At 64.0% G+C, this 17,575-nt stretch carries 8 protein-coding genes; 2 read left to right on the top strand and 6 right to left on the bottom strand.

Features of this window, described 5'->3' with window-relative positions; all coding sequences use genetic code 11:
- Window positions 1-158: 158 nt before the first annotated feature.
- Window positions 159-860, bottom strand: coding sequence for a class I SAM-dependent methyltransferase (locus OH799_RS33835; RefSeq protein ID WP_406272881.1), 702 nt, complete (start codon window positions 858-860; stop codon window positions 159-161).
- Between the two features lie 166 nt (window positions 861-1,026).
- Window positions 1,027-1,782 (bottom strand): hypothetical protein, encoded by a 756-nt coding sequence (locus tag OH799_RS33830; RefSeq protein ID WP_406272878.1) that lies wholly within the window; start codon window positions 1,780-1,782, stop codon window positions 1,027-1,029.
- A gap of 1,965 nt (window positions 1,783-3,747) precedes the next feature.
- Between OH799_RS33830 and OH799_RS33825 the strand changes: the two genes are divergently transcribed.
- Complete coding sequence (locus OH799_RS33825) at window positions 3,748-11,472, top strand: amino acid adenylation domain-containing protein (protein ID WP_406272875.1); 7,725 nt, start codon at window positions 3,748-3,750, stop codon at window positions 11,470-11,472.
- Window positions 11,473-11,532: 60 nt separating this feature from the next.
- On the opposite strand, the gene OH799_RS33820 is transcribed toward OH799_RS33825, so the two are convergent.
- Window positions 11,533-12,180, bottom strand: coding sequence for a cysteine hydrolase (locus OH799_RS33820; RefSeq protein WP_406272872.1), 648 nt, complete (start codon window positions 12,178-12,180; stop codon window positions 11,533-11,535).
- A 1-nt stretch (window position 12,181) separates the two neighbouring features.
- Window positions 12,182-12,508, bottom strand: a complete 327-nt coding sequence (locus OH799_RS33815; protein WP_406272870.1) for a hypothetical protein — start codon at window positions 12,506-12,508, stop codon at window positions 12,182-12,184.
- A 112-nt stretch (window positions 12,509-12,620) separates the two neighbouring features.
- Here OH799_RS33815 and OH799_RS33810 point away from each other — a divergent pair, with 112 nt between their 5' ends.
- A complete protein-coding gene (locus tag OH799_RS33810) occupies window positions 12,621-12,956 on the top strand; it encodes a winged helix-turn-helix transcriptional regulator (protein WP_406272867.1) in 336 nt (111 codons plus the stop codon).
- Between the two features lie 55 nt (window positions 12,957-13,011).
- Here the strand turns inward: OH799_RS33810 and OH799_RS33805 are convergent, their stop codons facing one another.
- Together OH799_RS33805 and glnA are read right to left on the bottom strand one after the other, a co-directional pair.
- Window positions 13,012-16,023: a bifunctional [glutamine synthetase] adenylyltransferase/[glutamine synthetase]-adenylyl-L-tyrosine phosphorylase gene (locus OH799_RS33805; RefSeq protein WP_406272864.1), complete on the bottom strand. Its 3,012-nt coding sequence runs from the start codon at window positions 16,021-16,023 to the stop codon at window positions 13,012-13,014.
- Between the two features lie 57 nt (window positions 16,024-16,080).
- A complete protein-coding gene (gene glnA / locus OH799_RS33800) occupies window positions 16,081-17,421 on the bottom strand; it encodes a type I glutamate--ammonia ligase (protein ID WP_406272861.1) in 1,341 nt (446 codons plus the stop codon).
- Window positions 17,422-17,575 lie beyond the last annotated feature (154 nt).

The raw sequence follows: 17,575 nt of genomic DNA, 5'->3' as shown, positions 1-17,575 counted from the left end.
CACCGGCAGCCCGGCGCCTGACAGCTCGCTTTCCCGCGATGATTCGATTGAGCTGTGAAGCTCAGAGGCAAAGACGGCAAGGGGAAGCCCGGGCACTTCGATACCTGACAATGCCTCCTGCCCGGGCATGCAACCCTGCGATCTCGCTGCTTGGCGGATCAGCCCAGATGGGCCGACAGCAGCCAAGCCGGAACCGACTTGCGGCCGTTGGGTTCGTCGCGTAGGCCCTCGAACCGAAATCCCATGTCCGCAGGCAACTCGAGGTTGCCTGCAGGTAGGTTGCCATGGATTCGCGCCGGCCTGATCTCATCGATCACCCAGTACTTCGACACCGCCTCACGAAGCTCGTCGGCGGTGACCGGCGATGGCCCCGGTTCGGGCACTTCGGGCAGGGCGGCCCGGTCGAACACCAGCGCGAAATACGACGCGCCCGGCGCGGCGGCACGCACGATCGACTGCTGATAGCCCTCCCGCGACTCGACCGGGATCGAATGGAACAGCGTGCTGTCGACGATGGTGCCGAAGCGGCCGTCGTAGCCGGTGAAGGAGGCGATGTCGGCGACCTCGAAGGAGGCGTTGGCCAGGCCACGCCGGGTGGCCTCGGCGCGGGCCAGCTCGACCGCGGTCGGCGACAGATCCAGTCCCACGGTGGTGTAGCCCCGCTCGGCCAGATACAGCGAGATCGCCGCCTCTCCGCATCCGACGTCGAGGACATCGCCATGGAATTTGCCCTGTTCGATCAGTGCGGCGAGTTCCGGCTGGGGTTCCCCGATGCTCCACGGCGGCTTGACGCCCGGCCCGAACGGACCGCCTTTGCCTTGGTAGACGGCTTCGAATTCGAAATCATGTGGTGTCGTCATAGCCCACGAATATCAGGGCCTCTGATACATGGTGGGGACGTGGACCGCGACGCGCTCGGCCCGCTCTACAGCTCGGGTGCCCCCGGTGCGCTGTGGTGAGCAGTGGCTCGGCCGCGCGCTGCTACTCGGTCAGCGAATAGGAATTGATCAGACCGCGTCGTCGTCTTCAGGACCGAACTTCTCGGCGACGGAAGTAGCTCGGACATGCCTGCGTGCGGCAAGCACCATCGCGACAGCGTCCAGCCACCGCTTTCCAGATGTACGCAGCCTCGTGCGGGGAGTAGGCGGCGCCGAGCATTTCTTCAAATTTCTTGCGATCCGCCTCCGACATAGTGTTCAGCAGTTGCGAGGCCCGTGCCAACGCTGTCGGCGTGAGGATGCACAAGAGCGGATTCGCCGCAGAGCCGCGGTTTCCCGCATATGCCAGAACTACCGACGACAATGGATCGATGCCGGGTGAATTGATCTGCCTCGCCCGGGCTTGTGCGGCAAACTGATCGAGTGCGCTCACCACATCGGTTGCAGCCTGATCCCGAAGTTTGGCGGCGGTGAGGCGGTAATGGCAGCCTTCCGCCGCCCGATGGCGAATCTCGAACCACATGATCCACGAACCACTCAGCAATAACGCCGCAGCCTTGGCCTGCTGTAGCAGTTCGACGCCCTGTTCATCGACTTTCTGTGCCTGTACCAGCTGCTCGGCAAAAACATTCAATGCGTCAGCTCCGCCATCGATAGCGACCCAGGCTGCCTCTGATTGGGATGCGAGAGCCCGAACAGCTTCCGTCGCGGTCTCCGCAGCCGCTCCCCGCCAGGCACTAGGGAGCGATCTGGTTTCCACGCTTTGCAGGATCTGTGCGTGGCTCTCGAACATCAGGCTATCGATCACGTCCGATGCCGCCTGCGGGGCGGACACCGTGCTCATCTCCCGACCCCGGCCTACAGCCTCTGCATTGTGGCTTTGGGCTCGGCCATCGGAGGCTTATTCACCTCGGGCGGATCCGACTCCAATGGGCTCGTAATGGGCGGCGGGTTCGCCCGGAATATCCCCGAGCCGGTCGTATCGATATCCACACCGCTGACCTCCCTGCCGCCATCCAGATCTGCTCCTTCATATTTCTCAGCGGCATCGGGCAGCAGCTTCCTCAGTTCGGCTATTGCCGAGCTCGTCCCACCCGTCTCGCGAACCCAGGCCTGATGGAATTCTGCCCATGCAGATTCGATAGCTGTATCGCCGAAGATTCCGGAAAGCGGCGTCGCCGTACCGAGGTAGACCCCTGCACACCGCGGCTTCTCGTCACATCACCTTGCCCACGTCGCCATCCGGCACAGCTTCCAACCTCTCCGCTCCCCTGCCGGACCTACCCGTACCGACAACCATGGACGAGGGTCCGACCGTGCCGCGAAAGTCCGTGCCAGCCCCCGACCAGCGACCAAGGCACCGCATGCCGCCATCACCACCGACCACACAGGCCGGCTGTAGAACTAGGACTGCCCCTCCGCGTATTCGTCCGACCGTTGGCATCTGTCACCCCGCGACCACGGCGCGAGCAGATCAGGGTTGAATACTTCGTGCACAAGCACTCGCTGAAGCGATGAGAACGCTATTTCGTAGCAGCGCCCGACCGAGGCCCGTGGTAGAAGGCCGAACGAGTCGCGTGTGACCCCTGAATCGAACAATCGCCGCCTCTCGTACAGTCCGAGCCGACGAGTATGCATTCCGAACGGAGCTCCAGCCGGAGGAATCAGAGTGTCCTCATCCGCCGCGCGGTAGGTGATGAGGTTCTCGCTGACGACCGAGCCCGACTCGTCCCGCAATATGGTATGTCGGATACACAGATCGTGCGGATCTGTCGAGGCGAAGACGTCGCTGAAGCGAGGATGCACATTCGCGCCGGCAGCGAACGACGGCAAAACGTCGGCGACGATGCGTGACCCTGTGATCTGCTGGAGCGATACGGTTGTCGAGCCGTCGCCGTACAGGAGCATCCTGGTGATCAAGGGAAAGTCGAGGTACGGCATGAACTCGGGGTACACACGTGGGCCGGGCAGCTGCGGCAAAGTTTTCTCGATGACAGGTGCGCTTGCCTCGGATTCGATGTGCGAAAATGGTGTGCGGTGTTTTAGCACCGCCGCTTTTCGGCTGATTCTTACCATTGTTTGACTCTTTCCAGAATTCAATGACGCGTCATCGAATTGGGCACCGGGCACGGACAGACAATTCGCACTTTCAGCTTCGAACAGTGCGACCGATTCTCCGTGATCATCCCGGAGACAACGTGATTCGCCTGATTCGGCGGCGCACCATCACGCGAAGCATGGAGCCGTATCAGGCTTGAATTCGACTACTTTCCCATCTGCTGTGATGCATGAGGTTAGCGAGCCGGGCTGAGGTGGGAAATGGTTTGGGAGACCGAACTTTCAGCCGGGTGTTGTGAAGTATGCACAATGGGTCGGCGGAAACGGCGCAATGCCGGTCTGGTGCGGAGGATCGGTCACTCAGTGGGCCGCACCGGGATCGCCGGCGCCTGAGCGGAACCCACTCGTGGTACAACGAACCGTTCAACAGGTCCAATGGGTTCTATTCATCAGTTTGCCGACACCATGGACCCGATCGTTATCGAACGGTAAGCTGTGGCGAGTATTTGAACGTTCTGGACGGTTGGCCCCGGGAGGATCTCCTCGGCTTTCTTTGGTCCAGGTGAGCGGGTGGGGTGTCGGTTCCAGCCGTTGGTGAACTCGCGGATCTTGGTGTTCGGCTCGCGGACACCGCGGAAGTGCCTCGATGCATGGCTTGGCGTTCGATGACGCCGAACCAGACCTCGACCAGGTTCATCCACGATGCCGAGGGCGCCGAATCGACAAGTCCCAGAATAGACAAGGAACGACCTTGCCCGCCGAACACAATCCGTTTCCTGCGCTGTGGGCGCTGTTGGCCGGTTTCTTCATGATCCTGGTGGACATGACGATCGTTGCGGTCGCGACTCCGGCGATCAAAGCTGATCTGAATGCTGATATGTCCAGCGTGATCTGGGTGACGAGCGCCTATCTGCTCACCTATGCGGTGCCCCTGTTGCTGACCGGACGGCTCGGAGACCGGTTCGGGCCCAAGCGAATCTATCTGATCGGTCTGGTCGTCTTCACAACCGCTTCACTGTGGTGCGGCCTGTCGCGATCCATCGAAATGCTGATCGCCGCGCGCGCGGCGCAGGGTATCGGCGCAGCGTTGATGACGCCACAGACGATGGCCGTGATCACCCGGATCTTCCCACCGGACAGGCGTGGCGCGGCGACGGGCCTGTGGGCGTCCGTCGCTGGGCTGTCGATGCTGGTCGGCCCGATCATCGGAGGCGCGCTGGTCGACCGGATCGGCTGGCCGTGGATATTCTTCGTCAACATTCCGATGGGAGTCACCGCGTTCGCCTTGGCGGTCTGGCTGGTGCCCGCGTTGCCGACCCACACACATCGGCTCGATCTTCCCGGTGTGGCACTCAGTGCGGTCGGTATGACGTTGTTGGTGTTCGGCATTCAGCAGGGCAACACCTACCACTGGTCGACACGAGTCTGGGTATCGATCGGCGTAGGACTTACGGTGCTGGTCGGGTTCGTCGTGACTCAGGCTCACAGTAGAGGCGAGCCGTTGGTGCCGCTAGGGCTGTTCCGCTATCGGAATTTCGCTTCGGCCAACGTCGCGGTGTGTGCAGCAGGTGCGGCGGAAACCGCCCTGATGGTACCTGCGTATTTCTACTTGGAGGCGGTACGTGATCTGTCACCGATGGCAGCGGCTTTGGCTTTCGCCCCGATGGCGGTCGTCACCGGCATCACGGGCCCGTTCATTGGCAAACTAGCCGACCACGTGCACCCGCGTTGGATTCCGAGCTTCGGTTTCCTATTGTTCGCCGCTTCGATGGCGTGGCTGGCGTCAGCAATGACACCGACCACCGCAGTTGGTCAGGTTGTGCTCTCATCCGTCGCAATGGGGCTCGCAGCCGCCTGCATCTGGGCACCGCTATCGGCCGCCGCCGCACGCGACCTCCCCGTGCGCCACGCCGGCGCGAGCGCCGGCGTCTACAACACCACCCGCCTGGTCGGTTCGGTCCTGGGCAGTGCGACGATCGGCGCGTTGATCACCGCTCGGATGACAGCACATGGAATTCCATCATCGGCAGCCGCTGATACCTGGCAGGTGCCCGAGTTCTTGAAGTCTCCGTTCAGTGCGGCGCTGAGCCAATCGACCTATCTACCCGCCGCGATCTTGCTGATAGGCCTGGTCGCATCGATGATGCTCGCCCTTCCCCGCAAATCATCGACCCCGCCTACAGCGGGTTCGAGACAGGCCGACCCGGCAACGTCGGGGACAGGGAAGGATGCTAAGGATTCTACGGTGGCGCCGGTTACGGTCGCGGAGTTGTTCGCCAGTCAGGCCGATCGAACACCGGACGCGGTCGCAGCGATATTCGACGATCGTTCGCTGCGGTATGCGGAACTGGATCACGAGTCCACCCGGCTGGCCCGGGTACTGATCGATCGAGGTGTCGGCCCAGAAACGATTGTGGCGGTGATGCTGCCGCGATCACTGGAGATGATCATCGCGATTCTGGCGGTGATCAAGGCAGGCGGGGCGTATTTGCCGATCGACCCACGCCATCCCCGCGAGCGGATCGGGTTCATGCTCACCGACGCCGCCGCGCGTCTGGTCCTGACCGATTCCGCGACAGCCGAATCGATGATGCGCCCGGATACCATCAATCTGCCGACCGCGGTATCGGTACTCGCAGTCGACGGCACCGAGACCCTCCGGCTCATGGCTGGGCAGGATGACGCGCCCCTCACCGACAGCGACCGCCTATTCCCACTACAACCGCTCAACCCGGCCTATGTCATTTACACCTCGGGATCCACAGGCGTACCCAAGGGCGTCGTCATCACGCACCACAACGCGACGGCGTCGATTCGCGAACTGTCCTCTCGGGTAGAGATGACAGCGGAATCACGAGTACTGGCTAGTACTTCATTGACATTCGACGTGTCCGTGTTCGAAGTATTCTGCACGCTGACCACGGGCGGCAGCATCGAAATTGTCCGCGATATTCTGGCGTTGGCCGAGCGCGATTCGTGGACAGGCGATATCATCAGTGCGGCGCCATCGGCATTTGGCGAGCTGATCGGACAACTCCATGCGGCGAAACTCGCCGCAAAAGCTGTCTTCTTCTGCGGCGAGCCCCTGACAGCGGCACTCGTCGAGAGAACCCTGACGTATATCCCCGGCGTTCGCGTCATCAACGGTTACGGTCCGACTGAAACAACCGTTGCGATCACCTCATTCACCGTATCGCAGGCCCCTGCTCAGGCCGCTGTGCCGATCGGTTCGCCGGTCGGGAATACGCGGCTGTACGTGCTGGATAGCCGGTTGCGTCCGGTTCCGGTCGGGGTCGCGGGCGAACTCTACGTCGCGGGTGTGCAATTGGCCAGAGGCTATCTGCGGCGAGCGGGGTTGACCTCCTCGCGGTTCGTGGCGAGCCCATATCCGGTGGCCGACGGTGAGCGGTTGTACCGCACAGGGGATGTCGTTCGGTGGAATCACGGGGGTGAGTTGGAGTTCATAAGACGGGTCGACGACCAGGTGAAAGTTCGCGGATTCCGGATCGAACCGGGCGAGGTCGAAGCGGCGCTTGCCGCCCATCCCGCAGTGGCACGTGCGGCGGTGGTGGTACGCGAAGACCGACCGGGCGACAAACGGCTGGTGGGCTACATCGTGCCGGCAAACGGAATGCACGCGGAGACCAGGGATGTCGAGCATGTCGACGCGTGGCGGCAGGTTTATGACGATATCTATAACGCGTCCGGCGTTCCAGCGTTCGGAGCGGACTTCTCGGGCTGGAACAGCAGCTATACCGATCGACCGATTCCGCGGGCCGAGATGTGCGAGTGGCGCGAGGAGACCGTACAAAGAATCCTGGAAATTGCTCCGAGAAGGGTCCTGGAAATCGGTGTCGGCGCGGGCCTGATACTGAGTGGAGTCGCGCCCACGTGTGAAAGCTACTGGGGCACCGACGTATCCCAGTCGGTCATCGATCGCCTGAGCTCCCAGCTCGTGGGACGTCCTGGCCTGGCAGGCGAGATAAATTTGCGCTGCCAAGGTGCGGATGACACCATCGGCCTGCCGGAGAACTTCTTCGACGCGGTTGTCATCAATTCGGTTGTCCAGTACTTCCCGCACGCGGAATATCTGGTCGAGGTGCTGCGCTCGGCTGCCCGGCTACTGAGAGCGAACGGCGTGATATTTGTCGGCGATGTTCGTAACCTGCGCCTGGCGAGTTGTTTCCACACCGCGGTCGAACTACATCATGCCACGCCGGAAACTACGGCGACGGCGGCACTGACAGCCGCTGAACGGGCCATGACCATAGAGAAGGAGTTGATGGTCGATCCGGACTTCTTCGTGACGTTCGCAAACGATACTGCCGGCATCGCGGGTGTCGATATCCGAATCAAGGACGGCGCCCATCACAATGAGCTGACGCGCTACCGATACGATGTGAAACTTCACACCAAGCCGAGCGCCGCGCAACAGCTACTCGAAGATGCACCGAGACTGCGTTGGGGACACCTGGTGAGTGGCATCGATGAACTTATCCACCAACTGCGCGCCGATTCACCTCCGGTACTTCGCGTAGACGGCATTCCCAACGGTCGCCTGTTTCAGGAAATCATGGCCGAGCGCAGCCTGGGCGGCGGCGGATCTCTCGGCGCCGCCCTCGCCGATCTCAACGCGGCGCCACCGCACCCAGATTGGATCGACCCGTCCGAACTCAGCCGTCTGGCCGCCGAACAAAACTATCGGGCAATCATGACATGGTCGAATATTCCTGAGCAGTTCGACGTCGTCTTCGCCGAATCGGAGCGGATGACCGCCGCATCATGGATCGGAGCGTACACGCCGAGGACAACTGACGAATTCTCTGCGGACAAGCTCACCAACAGACCCGCGCGCTTCCGCGAAATCGCCGCCTTGACAGGCGTTCTACAGCCATTTCTGGCATCCCGTTTGCCAGACTACATGATGCCCGCAGCAGTCGTTGTGGTAGAACGGTTCCCGCTGACACAGAACGGAAAGTTGGACCGTCGGGCGCTGCCGGCTCCGGAATTCACCGGCGTGACATATCGGGCGGCGCGGACCGAGCGGGAAAAAATTCTGACAGGATTGTTCGCCGAAGTGTTGGGGGTGGCACGGGTCGGGATCGACGACAGTTTCTTCGATATGGGTGGGCATTCACTATCTGCGACGAGACTGGCCAATCGAGTACGCGTGATGTTGGGAATCGAGTTGGGTGTGCGGGACTTGTTCGACACACCCACAGTTTTCGAGTTGGCGGCACGACTCGAAAATGGCGTTCGGGTGCGTCCCATATTGACTACCAAAGACCGTCCACAGGAAGTGCCGTTGTCGTTCGCGCAGCGGAGACTGTGGTTCCTCCATCGGCTGGAAGGGCCTTCGGCGACCTACAACATGCCGATGGTTGTGCGGTTGACCGGAGCAGTGGATACGACGGCCCTGCAGGACGCGCTGGTCGATGTGGTGGAGAGGCACGAAAGCCTGCGCACGGTGTTCCCACAACGCGACGGTGTCCCATATCAACATGTGTTGCCGGTCGAGGATGTTTGTCCGCGGTTGCTGATCTCGCAGGAAGTCGAGCCTGAAACGGCGGTAGCCGATGCGGTGCACTATGCCTTCGATCTGGAGTCGGAGATCCCGGTGCGGGCGTGGTTGTTCGGCGTGGGCGTGGACCGGCATCTGCTGGTTATCGTGGTCCATCACATTGCCGCTGATGGTTGGTCGATCCGACCACTGTGGCGGAACATCAGCCAGGCGTATGTGGCCCGCCGGGCGGGGCGAGCGCCGGAGTGGATGCCGTTGTCGGTGCAATACGTGGATTACACGCTGTGGCAACAGGATCTGCTCGGCCAGCAGGCTGATCCGGACAGTCGGATCGCCGAACAGCTGAGCTATTGGAAACGGGCCTTGGCCGGAACGCCGGAACGGATCATGCTGCCCGTTGATCGACCTTTCCCGCCAATAGTGTCGTATATCGGTGCAACCGAGCGATTTTCGTGGCCTGCCGAGTTGTGTGCGGGATTGGAAAGACTTGCCCGAGCCCATGGGGCAAGCGTTTTCATGGTTGTCAACGCGGCGTTGACGGTGCTGCTGTCGCGCATGGGCGGCGGAGACGACATCGTCCTAGGCTCGGCTGTCGCCGGACGCACCGACGAGGCACTCGACGAATCGGTCGGGTTCTTCGTGAACACCCTTGTGCTGCGGACGGATCTCTCCGGCGATCCCACTTTCGCGGAGCTTCTCACTCAGGTGCGGGAACGTTGCCTGGACGCCTACGCCCATCAGGATATCCCCTTCGAGCGCCTCGTCGAGGCCGTCAATCCGACGCGGTCGACTGCCCACCACCCGATATTCCAAGTGATGCTCGCTTGGGACAACACCGAGCAAGCCGATCCGGTATCGGCCGAAGGTCTGGGGCCCGAGCTGGAGGCACGCTCGGAGTTCGTCGATACCGGTACCGCTCGAATGGATTTGGCCTTCAGCATGACCGAGCGCGGTGGTGTCGGCACGGGCGGTGTCGCGGTAGACGGCGTGGTGGAATTTCGGACCGATCTGTTCGATCCGGCCACCATCGAGATGTTGCTCACTCGGCTGAGGCGAGTGCTCGAAGCTGTCGTGGCCGATTCGGGCGCCCGGACGGGGTCGATCGATCTGCTCGACGATGTGGAGCGGCATAGGTTGCTGGCGGAGTGGAACAACACCGGCAAAAGTGTTGCGTCGGTACAACCGTTGACGGTCGCGGAGTTGTTCGCCCGTCAGGTTGCTCGCGTGCCGGATGCCACCGCAGTAGCATCCGGCGATCGGTCGTTGTCCTACCTGGAGCTGGATCGACAGTCCAACCGGTTGGCGCGGGTACTGATCGACTGCGGCGTAGGCCCGGAGAGGATCGTCGCGATCGTGTTGCCACGGTCATTGGAAATGATCGTGGCGATCATGGCAATATCAAAAGCAGGCGGGGCGTATCTGCCTATCGATCCCGACTACCCGCGTGAACGGGTCGGATTCATGCTCGGCGACGCCGCTGTGCGATTGATCCTGGCCCAGTCCAGCACAGCCGGATCGGTGTTGTCGTCGGACTCGATTGATTTGTCGGCGGACATTCCGGTGCTCGCACTCGACAACGCTGACACGGCAGCGCTCGTGGGCGGACATAGCGGCGACCCGATCACCGATACCGACGGCCTGCGCCCGTTGAGTCCACTCAACGCGGCCTACGTGATCTACACCTCTGGATCAACGGGCACGCCCAAAGGCGTTATCACCACACACGCCGGCGTCGCTAATCTACTCGCCGCCCAGCGTGATCTGCTCGACCTCAACGACAACAGTCGCGTGTTGCAGTTCGCCTCCGCCAGCTTCGATGCCGCGTTCTTCGAACTGCTGATGGCACTCGGATCCGGGGCCACACTCGTGATACCCGCGCAGAGCCGGGTGGTCGGCGCCGAGCTCGCCGACCTGATCACCGAATGCCGAGTGACCCATGCGGTTCTCACTCCCGGTGTGCTCGATGGGATCAACCCAGCGGAACTGAGTTCCGTTACCGATCTCGTTGTCGCAGGCGAGCCTTGCACTCCCGGGTTGGTCGCGCGATGGTCGGCCACGAGGCGGATGGTGAATGGGTACGGGCCCACCGAGGCTACTGTGTGCGTTTCGATGAGTTCCCCGTTGTCCGAGACCGACCCGACTGTGCCGATCGGTTCGCCGGTCGGGAATACGCGGCTGTACGTGCTGGATAGCCGGTTGCGTCCGGTTCCGGTCGGGGTCGCGGGCGAACTCTACGTCGCGGGTGTGCAATTGGCCAGAGGCTATCTGCGGCGTGCGGGGTTGACCTCCTCGCGGTTCGTGGCGAGCCCATATCCGGTGGCCGACGGTGAGCGGTTGTACCGCACAGGGGATGTCGTTCGGTGGAATCACGGGGGTGAGTTGGAGTTCATAAGACGGGTCGACGACCAGGTGAAAGTTCGCGGATTCCGGATCGAACCGGGCGAGGTCGAAGCGGCGCTTGCCGCCCATCCCGCGGTGGCACGTGCGGCGGTGGTGGTACGCGAAGACCGACCGGGCGACAAACGGCTGGTGGGCTACATCGTGCCGGCAAACGGTAGTGCCATGGCGGCAAGCGAGGTACGTCGGTTTGTCTCGTCTCGATTGCCCGAATACCTGGTGCCATCAGCGATCATGGTGATGACAACACTACCGTTGACATCGAATGGAAAGGTGGATCGCCGGGCACTCCCGGCCCCGGAATACGCCGATGCGGCGTATCGGGCACCGCGCACCGATCAGGAGAAATTGCTGGCCGCACTATTCGGTGAGGTGCTGGGGGTGGAACAGGTCGGGATCGACGACAGTTTCTTCGATCTCGGAGGACACTCCCTTTCGATCACCAGACTGGCCGTTCGGATCCGGGAGGTCCTTGGCGTGAAGGTGACTGTGCGGGCCTTGTTCGACGCGCCTCGCATCGCCGAATTGGCGCAGACGATAGCTGACAATGGCCGTTGATGCCGGTGGAGGTGGTGCCGGTGCCGGAAAGCGGGAGTGGCACCCCCACCGGCTTCGGCGTCAGTCGGATCGACTGCTCATGAGATCTACGAGGGCTGCGGTATCCGCTGTCAGCGTGCCGCCCGCGAATTCCAATGTGGCGTGTGATCGTTCGGCGGCCGAAGGATGTCCCGCACCACACGCGTCGGCCACGACGACCGGCAGATAGCCCAAATCCAGGCTGTGGCGGACGGTCGGCTCGATACCCACCTCCATCGCGATGCCCGCCACAGCGAAGGTGTCGATGTGACAGTCGCGTAGGGCGAAGTCGAGCGGCGTGGCCGCGAACGCCGACATGGTGATCTTGTCGAACACCACCTCGTCGGGGCCGGGCGCCAAGTCGGGCACCAGCTGGTACTGCGGCGAGCCCTGCGGGAAACTGGAACGCAGGGCTGTCGGGTCGTCCACCCGCTGCCAGGACATCGCGGTGCGCAACTGGGACACGCCCGACGCCGCGATCGGCAGCGACATATGCCGGGTATAGAAGACCCGAAAACCGCCTATCCGCGCCGCATCTCGCAGCCGCACGCAGGTCTGAACGACCTTGTCTCCGCCCGGGATCTGCCGCACGATGCCGACCTGCATGTCGTAGATCAGCAGCGCCATCCGCGCGGGATCGCAAGCGTCCGACAGGGATTGCGGAATGCTGAGTCCGTTCGCGTGCCGCATGTCACGCGGTCCGGTCGTAGGGCTCGGCGATGTCGACCGAGACGTCCATGAGCGCCTCCAGCGGCAGCGGGGCCTGTACCGGAACGTAGGTCCACTCCAGATAACCGGCCTTGGTGAGTGGGAAGTCGGCGACGTACCTCCGCGCCTCCTCGACGCTGTCGACCTCGAACACGATCACCACGCCGGGCTCGTCGGCGCGCGCGTAGTTCTCCCGCACGATGCCGGCCTTCCAGAGCCGCCACACATTGGCGACCTCCTCGGGCAGGTACGGGTTGATCGTCTCCAGCGTGACGCCCGGCTTGAAACGATCGAAAACAATGACCTTCATAGGGTTTCGCTCCATGTCTGCGGTGGGGTGATGGCAACGGCATCCATGGAACCGCGATGATTACAGTGTTACAAGAACGCACTTTTCAGTGAGTACCCCTAGGAGGTCGGCGATGCCCCAGAAGCGCTACAACTGCGCTGTGGAGGTGACCGTCGACCTGATCGGCGGCAAGTGGAAGCCGGTGATCCTCGCCCACCTGAAGGAGGGCGTACACCGCTACGGCGAGCTGCGCAGGCTGATGCCCACCACCAGCGAGAAAATGCTCGTGCAGCAACTGCGTGAATTGGAATCCGACGGCTTGGTCCACCGCACCGTCTTCGACACGGTGCCCCCGCAGGTCGAGTACACCCTCACTGACGAAGGCCGTACCCTCGTCCCCGTCCTCACCGCCCTCTACACCTGGGGAGAGCAACGTGCCGAGCGCACCGGTCTCACCCTCGACCCATGAGAACAGCTTGGTTCCTCCTTACTGCAATGCATGAGCCACAGCCTATTTCGCCGAGTCACGCACCGAATACCCGCTCCACCACGGCTTTGGCGCGGCGGGTGACGCGCATGTAGTGGTCGAGGAATTCGCTGCCGTCGTCGTTGGGCCATCCCGCTACGCGTGCGACGGCGGACAGTAGTCGGCCCGGGGCGGGTAGCTGGTCGGTCGGCTTGCCGCGGACCAGGACCAGCGCGTTGCGGGCCTTGGTCGCGGTGAGCCACGCGTCTCGCAGCAGCGCGACATCCGCGGCGGCCAGCAGCTTTTTCTCCTCGATCACGTCCAGCGATTGCAGCGTGGAAGTGTTGTGCAGGCCGAGGACGTCATGGGCGTGGCGCAGCTGCATCAGTTGAACGGTCCACTCGATGTCGGCGAGTCCGCCACGTCCCAGCTTGGTATGGGTGGCCGGATCGGCGCCGCGCGGCAGCCGCTCGGCATCCACCCTGGCCTTGATGCGCCGGATCTCGCGGACCGCATCGGCCGAGACGCCGCCCACCGGATACCGCACCTTGTCGATAATGTGCAGGAACCGCAGCCCGAGTTCCTGATCGCCCGCCACCTGGTGGGCGCGCAGCAGCGCCTGCACCTCCCATGGCTGCGCCCACTGCTCGTAGTAAGCGGCGTAGGCGGCCAGCGTGCGAACCAGCGCCCCGTTGCGCCCCTCCGGCCGCAGCCCGGCGTCGACGTGCAGTGGCGGATCGGTGCTCGGCGCCCCGAGCAGCTGCCGCACCCGGTCGGCCACTCCGATCGCCCACTTGACGGCCTTGGTCTCGTCCTCCCCCGGCTTCGGGTCGCACACGAACAGCACGTCGGCGTCGGAGCCGTAACCCAGCTCCATTCCGCCGAGCCTGCCCATGCCGATCACCGCGAGATCGGCGGGTGCCTGCGCGCCCCGCTCCGCCGCACTTGCCCGGATCACCGCGCGCAGTGACGCCTCCAGCACCGCGACCCACACCGACGACAGCGCCCGGCACACCTGCGGCACGTCGAGCATGCCGAGCAGGTCGGCCGAGGCCACCCGCGCCAGCTCGTGTCGACGCAGCGAACGTGCCGCGGCTACAGCGCGTTTCGGGTCGTCGTAGCGTGCTGCGGCGGTCAGGATGCCGCGCGCGACGTCCTCGGGCTGCGGACCGAGCAGCAGCGGACCGCCGGGGCCGTCGGCGTACATCCGGATCGTCTCCGGCGCGTTGATCAGCAGGTCGGGCAGATACTCCGACGAGCCGAGCACGATCATCAGCCGCTGCGCGATCGCCCCCTCGTCGCGCAACTCGCGCAGGAACCAGATCTGGTCGGCGAGCCCCTCGGAGACCCGGCGGTAGGCCAGTAGCCCCGCGTCGGGATTCGGCGTGTTACCGAGCCATTCGAGCAGCGTCGGCAGCAGCAAGGCTTGGATGCGTCCCTTACGCGACACCCCGCCGGTCAGCGCTTTGAGGTGCCCGAGCGCGTGTTCCGGCGCGACATAACCGAGGGCCGCCAGCTGCCGAATCGCGGCCTCCGGGCTCAGCCGCAGCGCGTCGGAGTCCATCCGCGCCACAGATTCCAGCAGCGGACGGTAGAACAGCTTGGCGTGTAAACGGCGCACCCGCATCGCGTTTCGGCGGATCTCGCTGGCCAGCACGCCCACCGCGTCCTGCTTGCCGTCCGGCCGGACGTGCGCGGCGCGGGCCAGCCAGCGCATACCTTCCTCGTCGTCGGCGGCGGGCAGCGTGTGCGTGCGACGCAACCGCTGCAGCTGCAGCCGGTGTTCGAGCAAGCGCAGGAACTCGTAGGACGCGGTCAGGTTCGCGGCGTCGTCACGGCCGACGTACCCGCCCGCCGCCAGCGCGGTCAACGCCTCGACGGTGCCCTGCGCGTACAAGGTCTCGTCCACCCGCCCGTGCACCAATTGCAGCAGCTGCACGGCGAACTCGACATCGCGCAGGCTGCCGTGCCCGAGCTTCAGTTCGCGTTCGCGCAGATCGGCGGGCACCAGGTCTTCTACCCTGCGGCGCATGGCCTGCACGTCGGCGACGAAATCGGGGCGCTCGGACGCCGACCAGACCATCGGCATCAGCGCATCACGGTACTCCTCGCCGAGCCGGAGATCGCCGGTCATCGGCCGGTTCTTCAGCAGCGCCTGGAACTCCCAGGTGCGCGCCCACCGCTTGTAGTAGGCGACGTGCGATTCCAGCGTGCGCACCAGTGCGCCCGCCTTGCCCTCCGGCCGCAGCGCCGCGTCGACATCGAAGAACGCCTGGCTCGCCACGCTCATCATCTCGGCCGCCAGGCGGGTCGCGGTGGTGTCGGCGGGCTCGGCGACGAATACGACGTCGACGTCGCTGACGTAGTTCAGCTCGCGTGCGCCGCTCTTCCCCATGGCGATCACCGCCAACCGCACCGGCACCGGCCCGTCTTTGCAGACCCGCGCGACCGCGACCGACAATGCCGCGGTCAAGGCGGCATCGGCAGCGTCGGCGAGATGCCTGCCGACCACCTGATACGGCAGCACCGGCTCGTTCTCCACGGTGGCCGCCAGGTCGAGCGCGGCGAGCAGCATCAGCTGGTCGCGGTAGCGCTTGCGCAGCAGTGCCACCACCTCGGGACCGGAGATCCCGGCACGGAACAGCATCGGGCCCGCGTTGGCACCCTCCTCCGGCACCCCGTCGACCACCTGGAGGAGGTCGGCGACGAGCTCGTCAGGTCCGGGTAAATCCTTGCGGCGCAGAGTTTTCCAGGCCGACGAGTCGGCGACCAGGTGGTCACCGAGCGCGCTGGAGGCACCGAGCAGAGCGAACAGCCTGCCGCGCAACGACTTTTCCGTGCGGATCGCCGAATCCAGCGCATTCCATCCTGGTCCGATGCTTTCGCGTAGCCGCATGAGCGTGCTCAACGCGAGATCGGCATCCGGCGCGCGGGACAGCGCCCACAGTACGGGGATACTTTCGACGTTGTCCCAGCCCAATTCGCGCAGCGACGCGGCTGCGGACGGCTCGAGCAATCCGAGCCGACCGACGCCGGGTACAGCGGAACGGGCAGACGGTGGCCGGACCATAGCTCTCAAATTACATGGCCGAGGCCGTCGGCACGCCGACGCCGGACATCCGTTGGGTTACAACCCCAGGTATTCCTCGAGCTCATAAGGCGTCACCTGGCTGCGGTAGTCCGACCACTCCCTGCGCTTGTTGCGCAGGAAGAAGTCGAACACGTGCTCGCCGAGAGTCTCGGCGACCAGCTCGGAGCGCTCCATCGCCTTCAGCGCCTCGTCCAGCGTGCCGGGCAGCTCGCGGAAGCCCATGGCGCGCCGCTCGGCGGTGGTCAGCGACCACACGTCGTCCTCCGCCTCCGGCGGAAGCGTGTAGCCCTTCTCGATGCCACGCAGACCTGCCGCGAGCAGCACCGCGAAGGCCAGGTAGGGGTTGCAGGCGGAGTCCGGGCTGCGGATCTCGACACGGCGCGAGGACGACTTGTTCGGCGTGTACATCGGCACGCGCACCAGCGCGGAGCGGTTGGACCGGCCCCACGAGGCCGCGGTGGGCGCCTCACCGCCGTGGATGAGGCGCTTGTACGAATTCACCCACTGGTTGGTGATCGCGCTGATCTCCGGCGCGTGCTCGAGGATGCCCGCGATGAACGCCCGCGCCGTCGCCGACAGGTTGATCGGGTCGTCCGGATCGTGGAAGGCGTTCGACTCCCCCTCGAACAGACTCATATGGGTGTGCATCGCGGAGCCGGGGTACTTGGCGAACGGCTTGGGCATGAACGTCGCCCGCACGCCCTCGTCGATCGCTACTTCCTTGATCAGATAGCGGAAGGTCATCACGTTGTCGGCCATGGACAGCGCGTCGGCGTAGCGAAGGTCGATCTCCTGCTGGCCCGGTGCGCCCTCGTGGTGGCTGAACTCCACCGAGATGCCCATCGACTCCAGCGCGTCGATGGCGTGGCGGCGGAAGTTCGGCGCCGAATCGTGCACGGCCTGGTCGAAGAAGCCGCCGGAATCGGCCGGTATCGGCGAGGCACCGTCCTTCGAACCGTTCTCCAGCAGGAAGAACTCGATCTCGGGGTGCACGTAGCAGCTGAAACCCACGTCGCCCGCCTTGTTGAGCTGGCGACGCAGCACGTGGCGCGGGTCGGCCCAAGACGGCGAGCCCTCGGGCATGGTGATGTCGCAGAACATGCGCGCGGAGTGTTGGTGGCCTTTGCTGGAGGCCCACGGCAGCACCTGGAAGGTCGACGGATCCGGCCGGGCGACCATGTCGGCCTCCGAAACACGGGCGAAGCCCTCGATGGCGGAGCCGTCGAAGCCGATGCCCTCCTCGAACGCGCCTTCCAGCTCGGCGGGAGCGATCGCGACGGACTTCAGATAACCCAAGACGTCGGTGAACCAGAGACGCACGAAGCGGATATCCCGCTCTTCGAGCGTCCGCAGCACGAATTCCTTCTGGCGATCCATGCCCGCGAGCGTAAGCACCTGGCGTTAAATCTGTGTTACATACCCGCTCAGGAATGCCGAGTAGGTGTTTTCGGAAGACTTCGCACAGCCGGAACATCTGTTTTGTGAGTTTTCCGGCTCAACCGCGCAGCAACGATCGAGCCGGGACTCGACG

The organism is Nocardia sp. NBC_00881 (assembly GCF_045207455.1).
Taxonomy (GTDB): Bacteria; Actinomycetota; Actinomycetes; order Mycobacteriales; family Mycobacteriaceae; genus Nocardia.
Note: the sequence above shows the minus strand (reverse complement) of the source record. Positions and strands in the feature narration are given on the sequence as shown.

What these genes read in the sequence shown, in the direction of transcription:
- OH799_RS33820 (WP_406272872.1), bottom strand. Translation starts at nt 12,180, where the DNA reads ATGCGGCACGCGAACGGACTCAGCATTCCGCAATCCCTGTCGGACGCT.
- OH799_RS33835 (WP_406272881.1), bottom strand. Translation starts at nt 860, where the DNA reads ATGACGACACCACATGATTTCGAATTCGAAGCCGTCTACCAAGGCAAA.
- glnA (WP_406272861.1), bottom strand. Translation starts at nt 17,421, where the DNA reads ATGGATCGCCAGAAGGAATTCGTGCTGCGGACGCTCGAAGAGCGGGAT.
- OH799_RS33805 (WP_406272864.1), bottom strand. Translation starts at nt 16,023, where the DNA reads ATGGTCCGGCCACCGTCTGCCCGTTCCGCTGTACCCGGCGTCGGTCGG.
- OH799_RS33815 (WP_406272870.1), bottom strand. Translation starts at nt 12,508, where the DNA reads ATGAAGGTCATTGTTTTCGATCGTTTCAAGCCGGGCGTCACGCTGGAG.
- OH799_RS33830 (WP_406272878.1), bottom strand. Translation starts at nt 1,782, where the DNA reads ATGAGCACGGTGTCCGCCCCGCAGGCGGCATCGGACGTGATCGATAGC.
- OH799_RS33810 (WP_406272867.1), top strand. Translation starts at nt 12,621, where the DNA reads ATGCCCCAGAAGCGCTACAACTGCGCTGTGGAGGTGACCGTCGACCTG.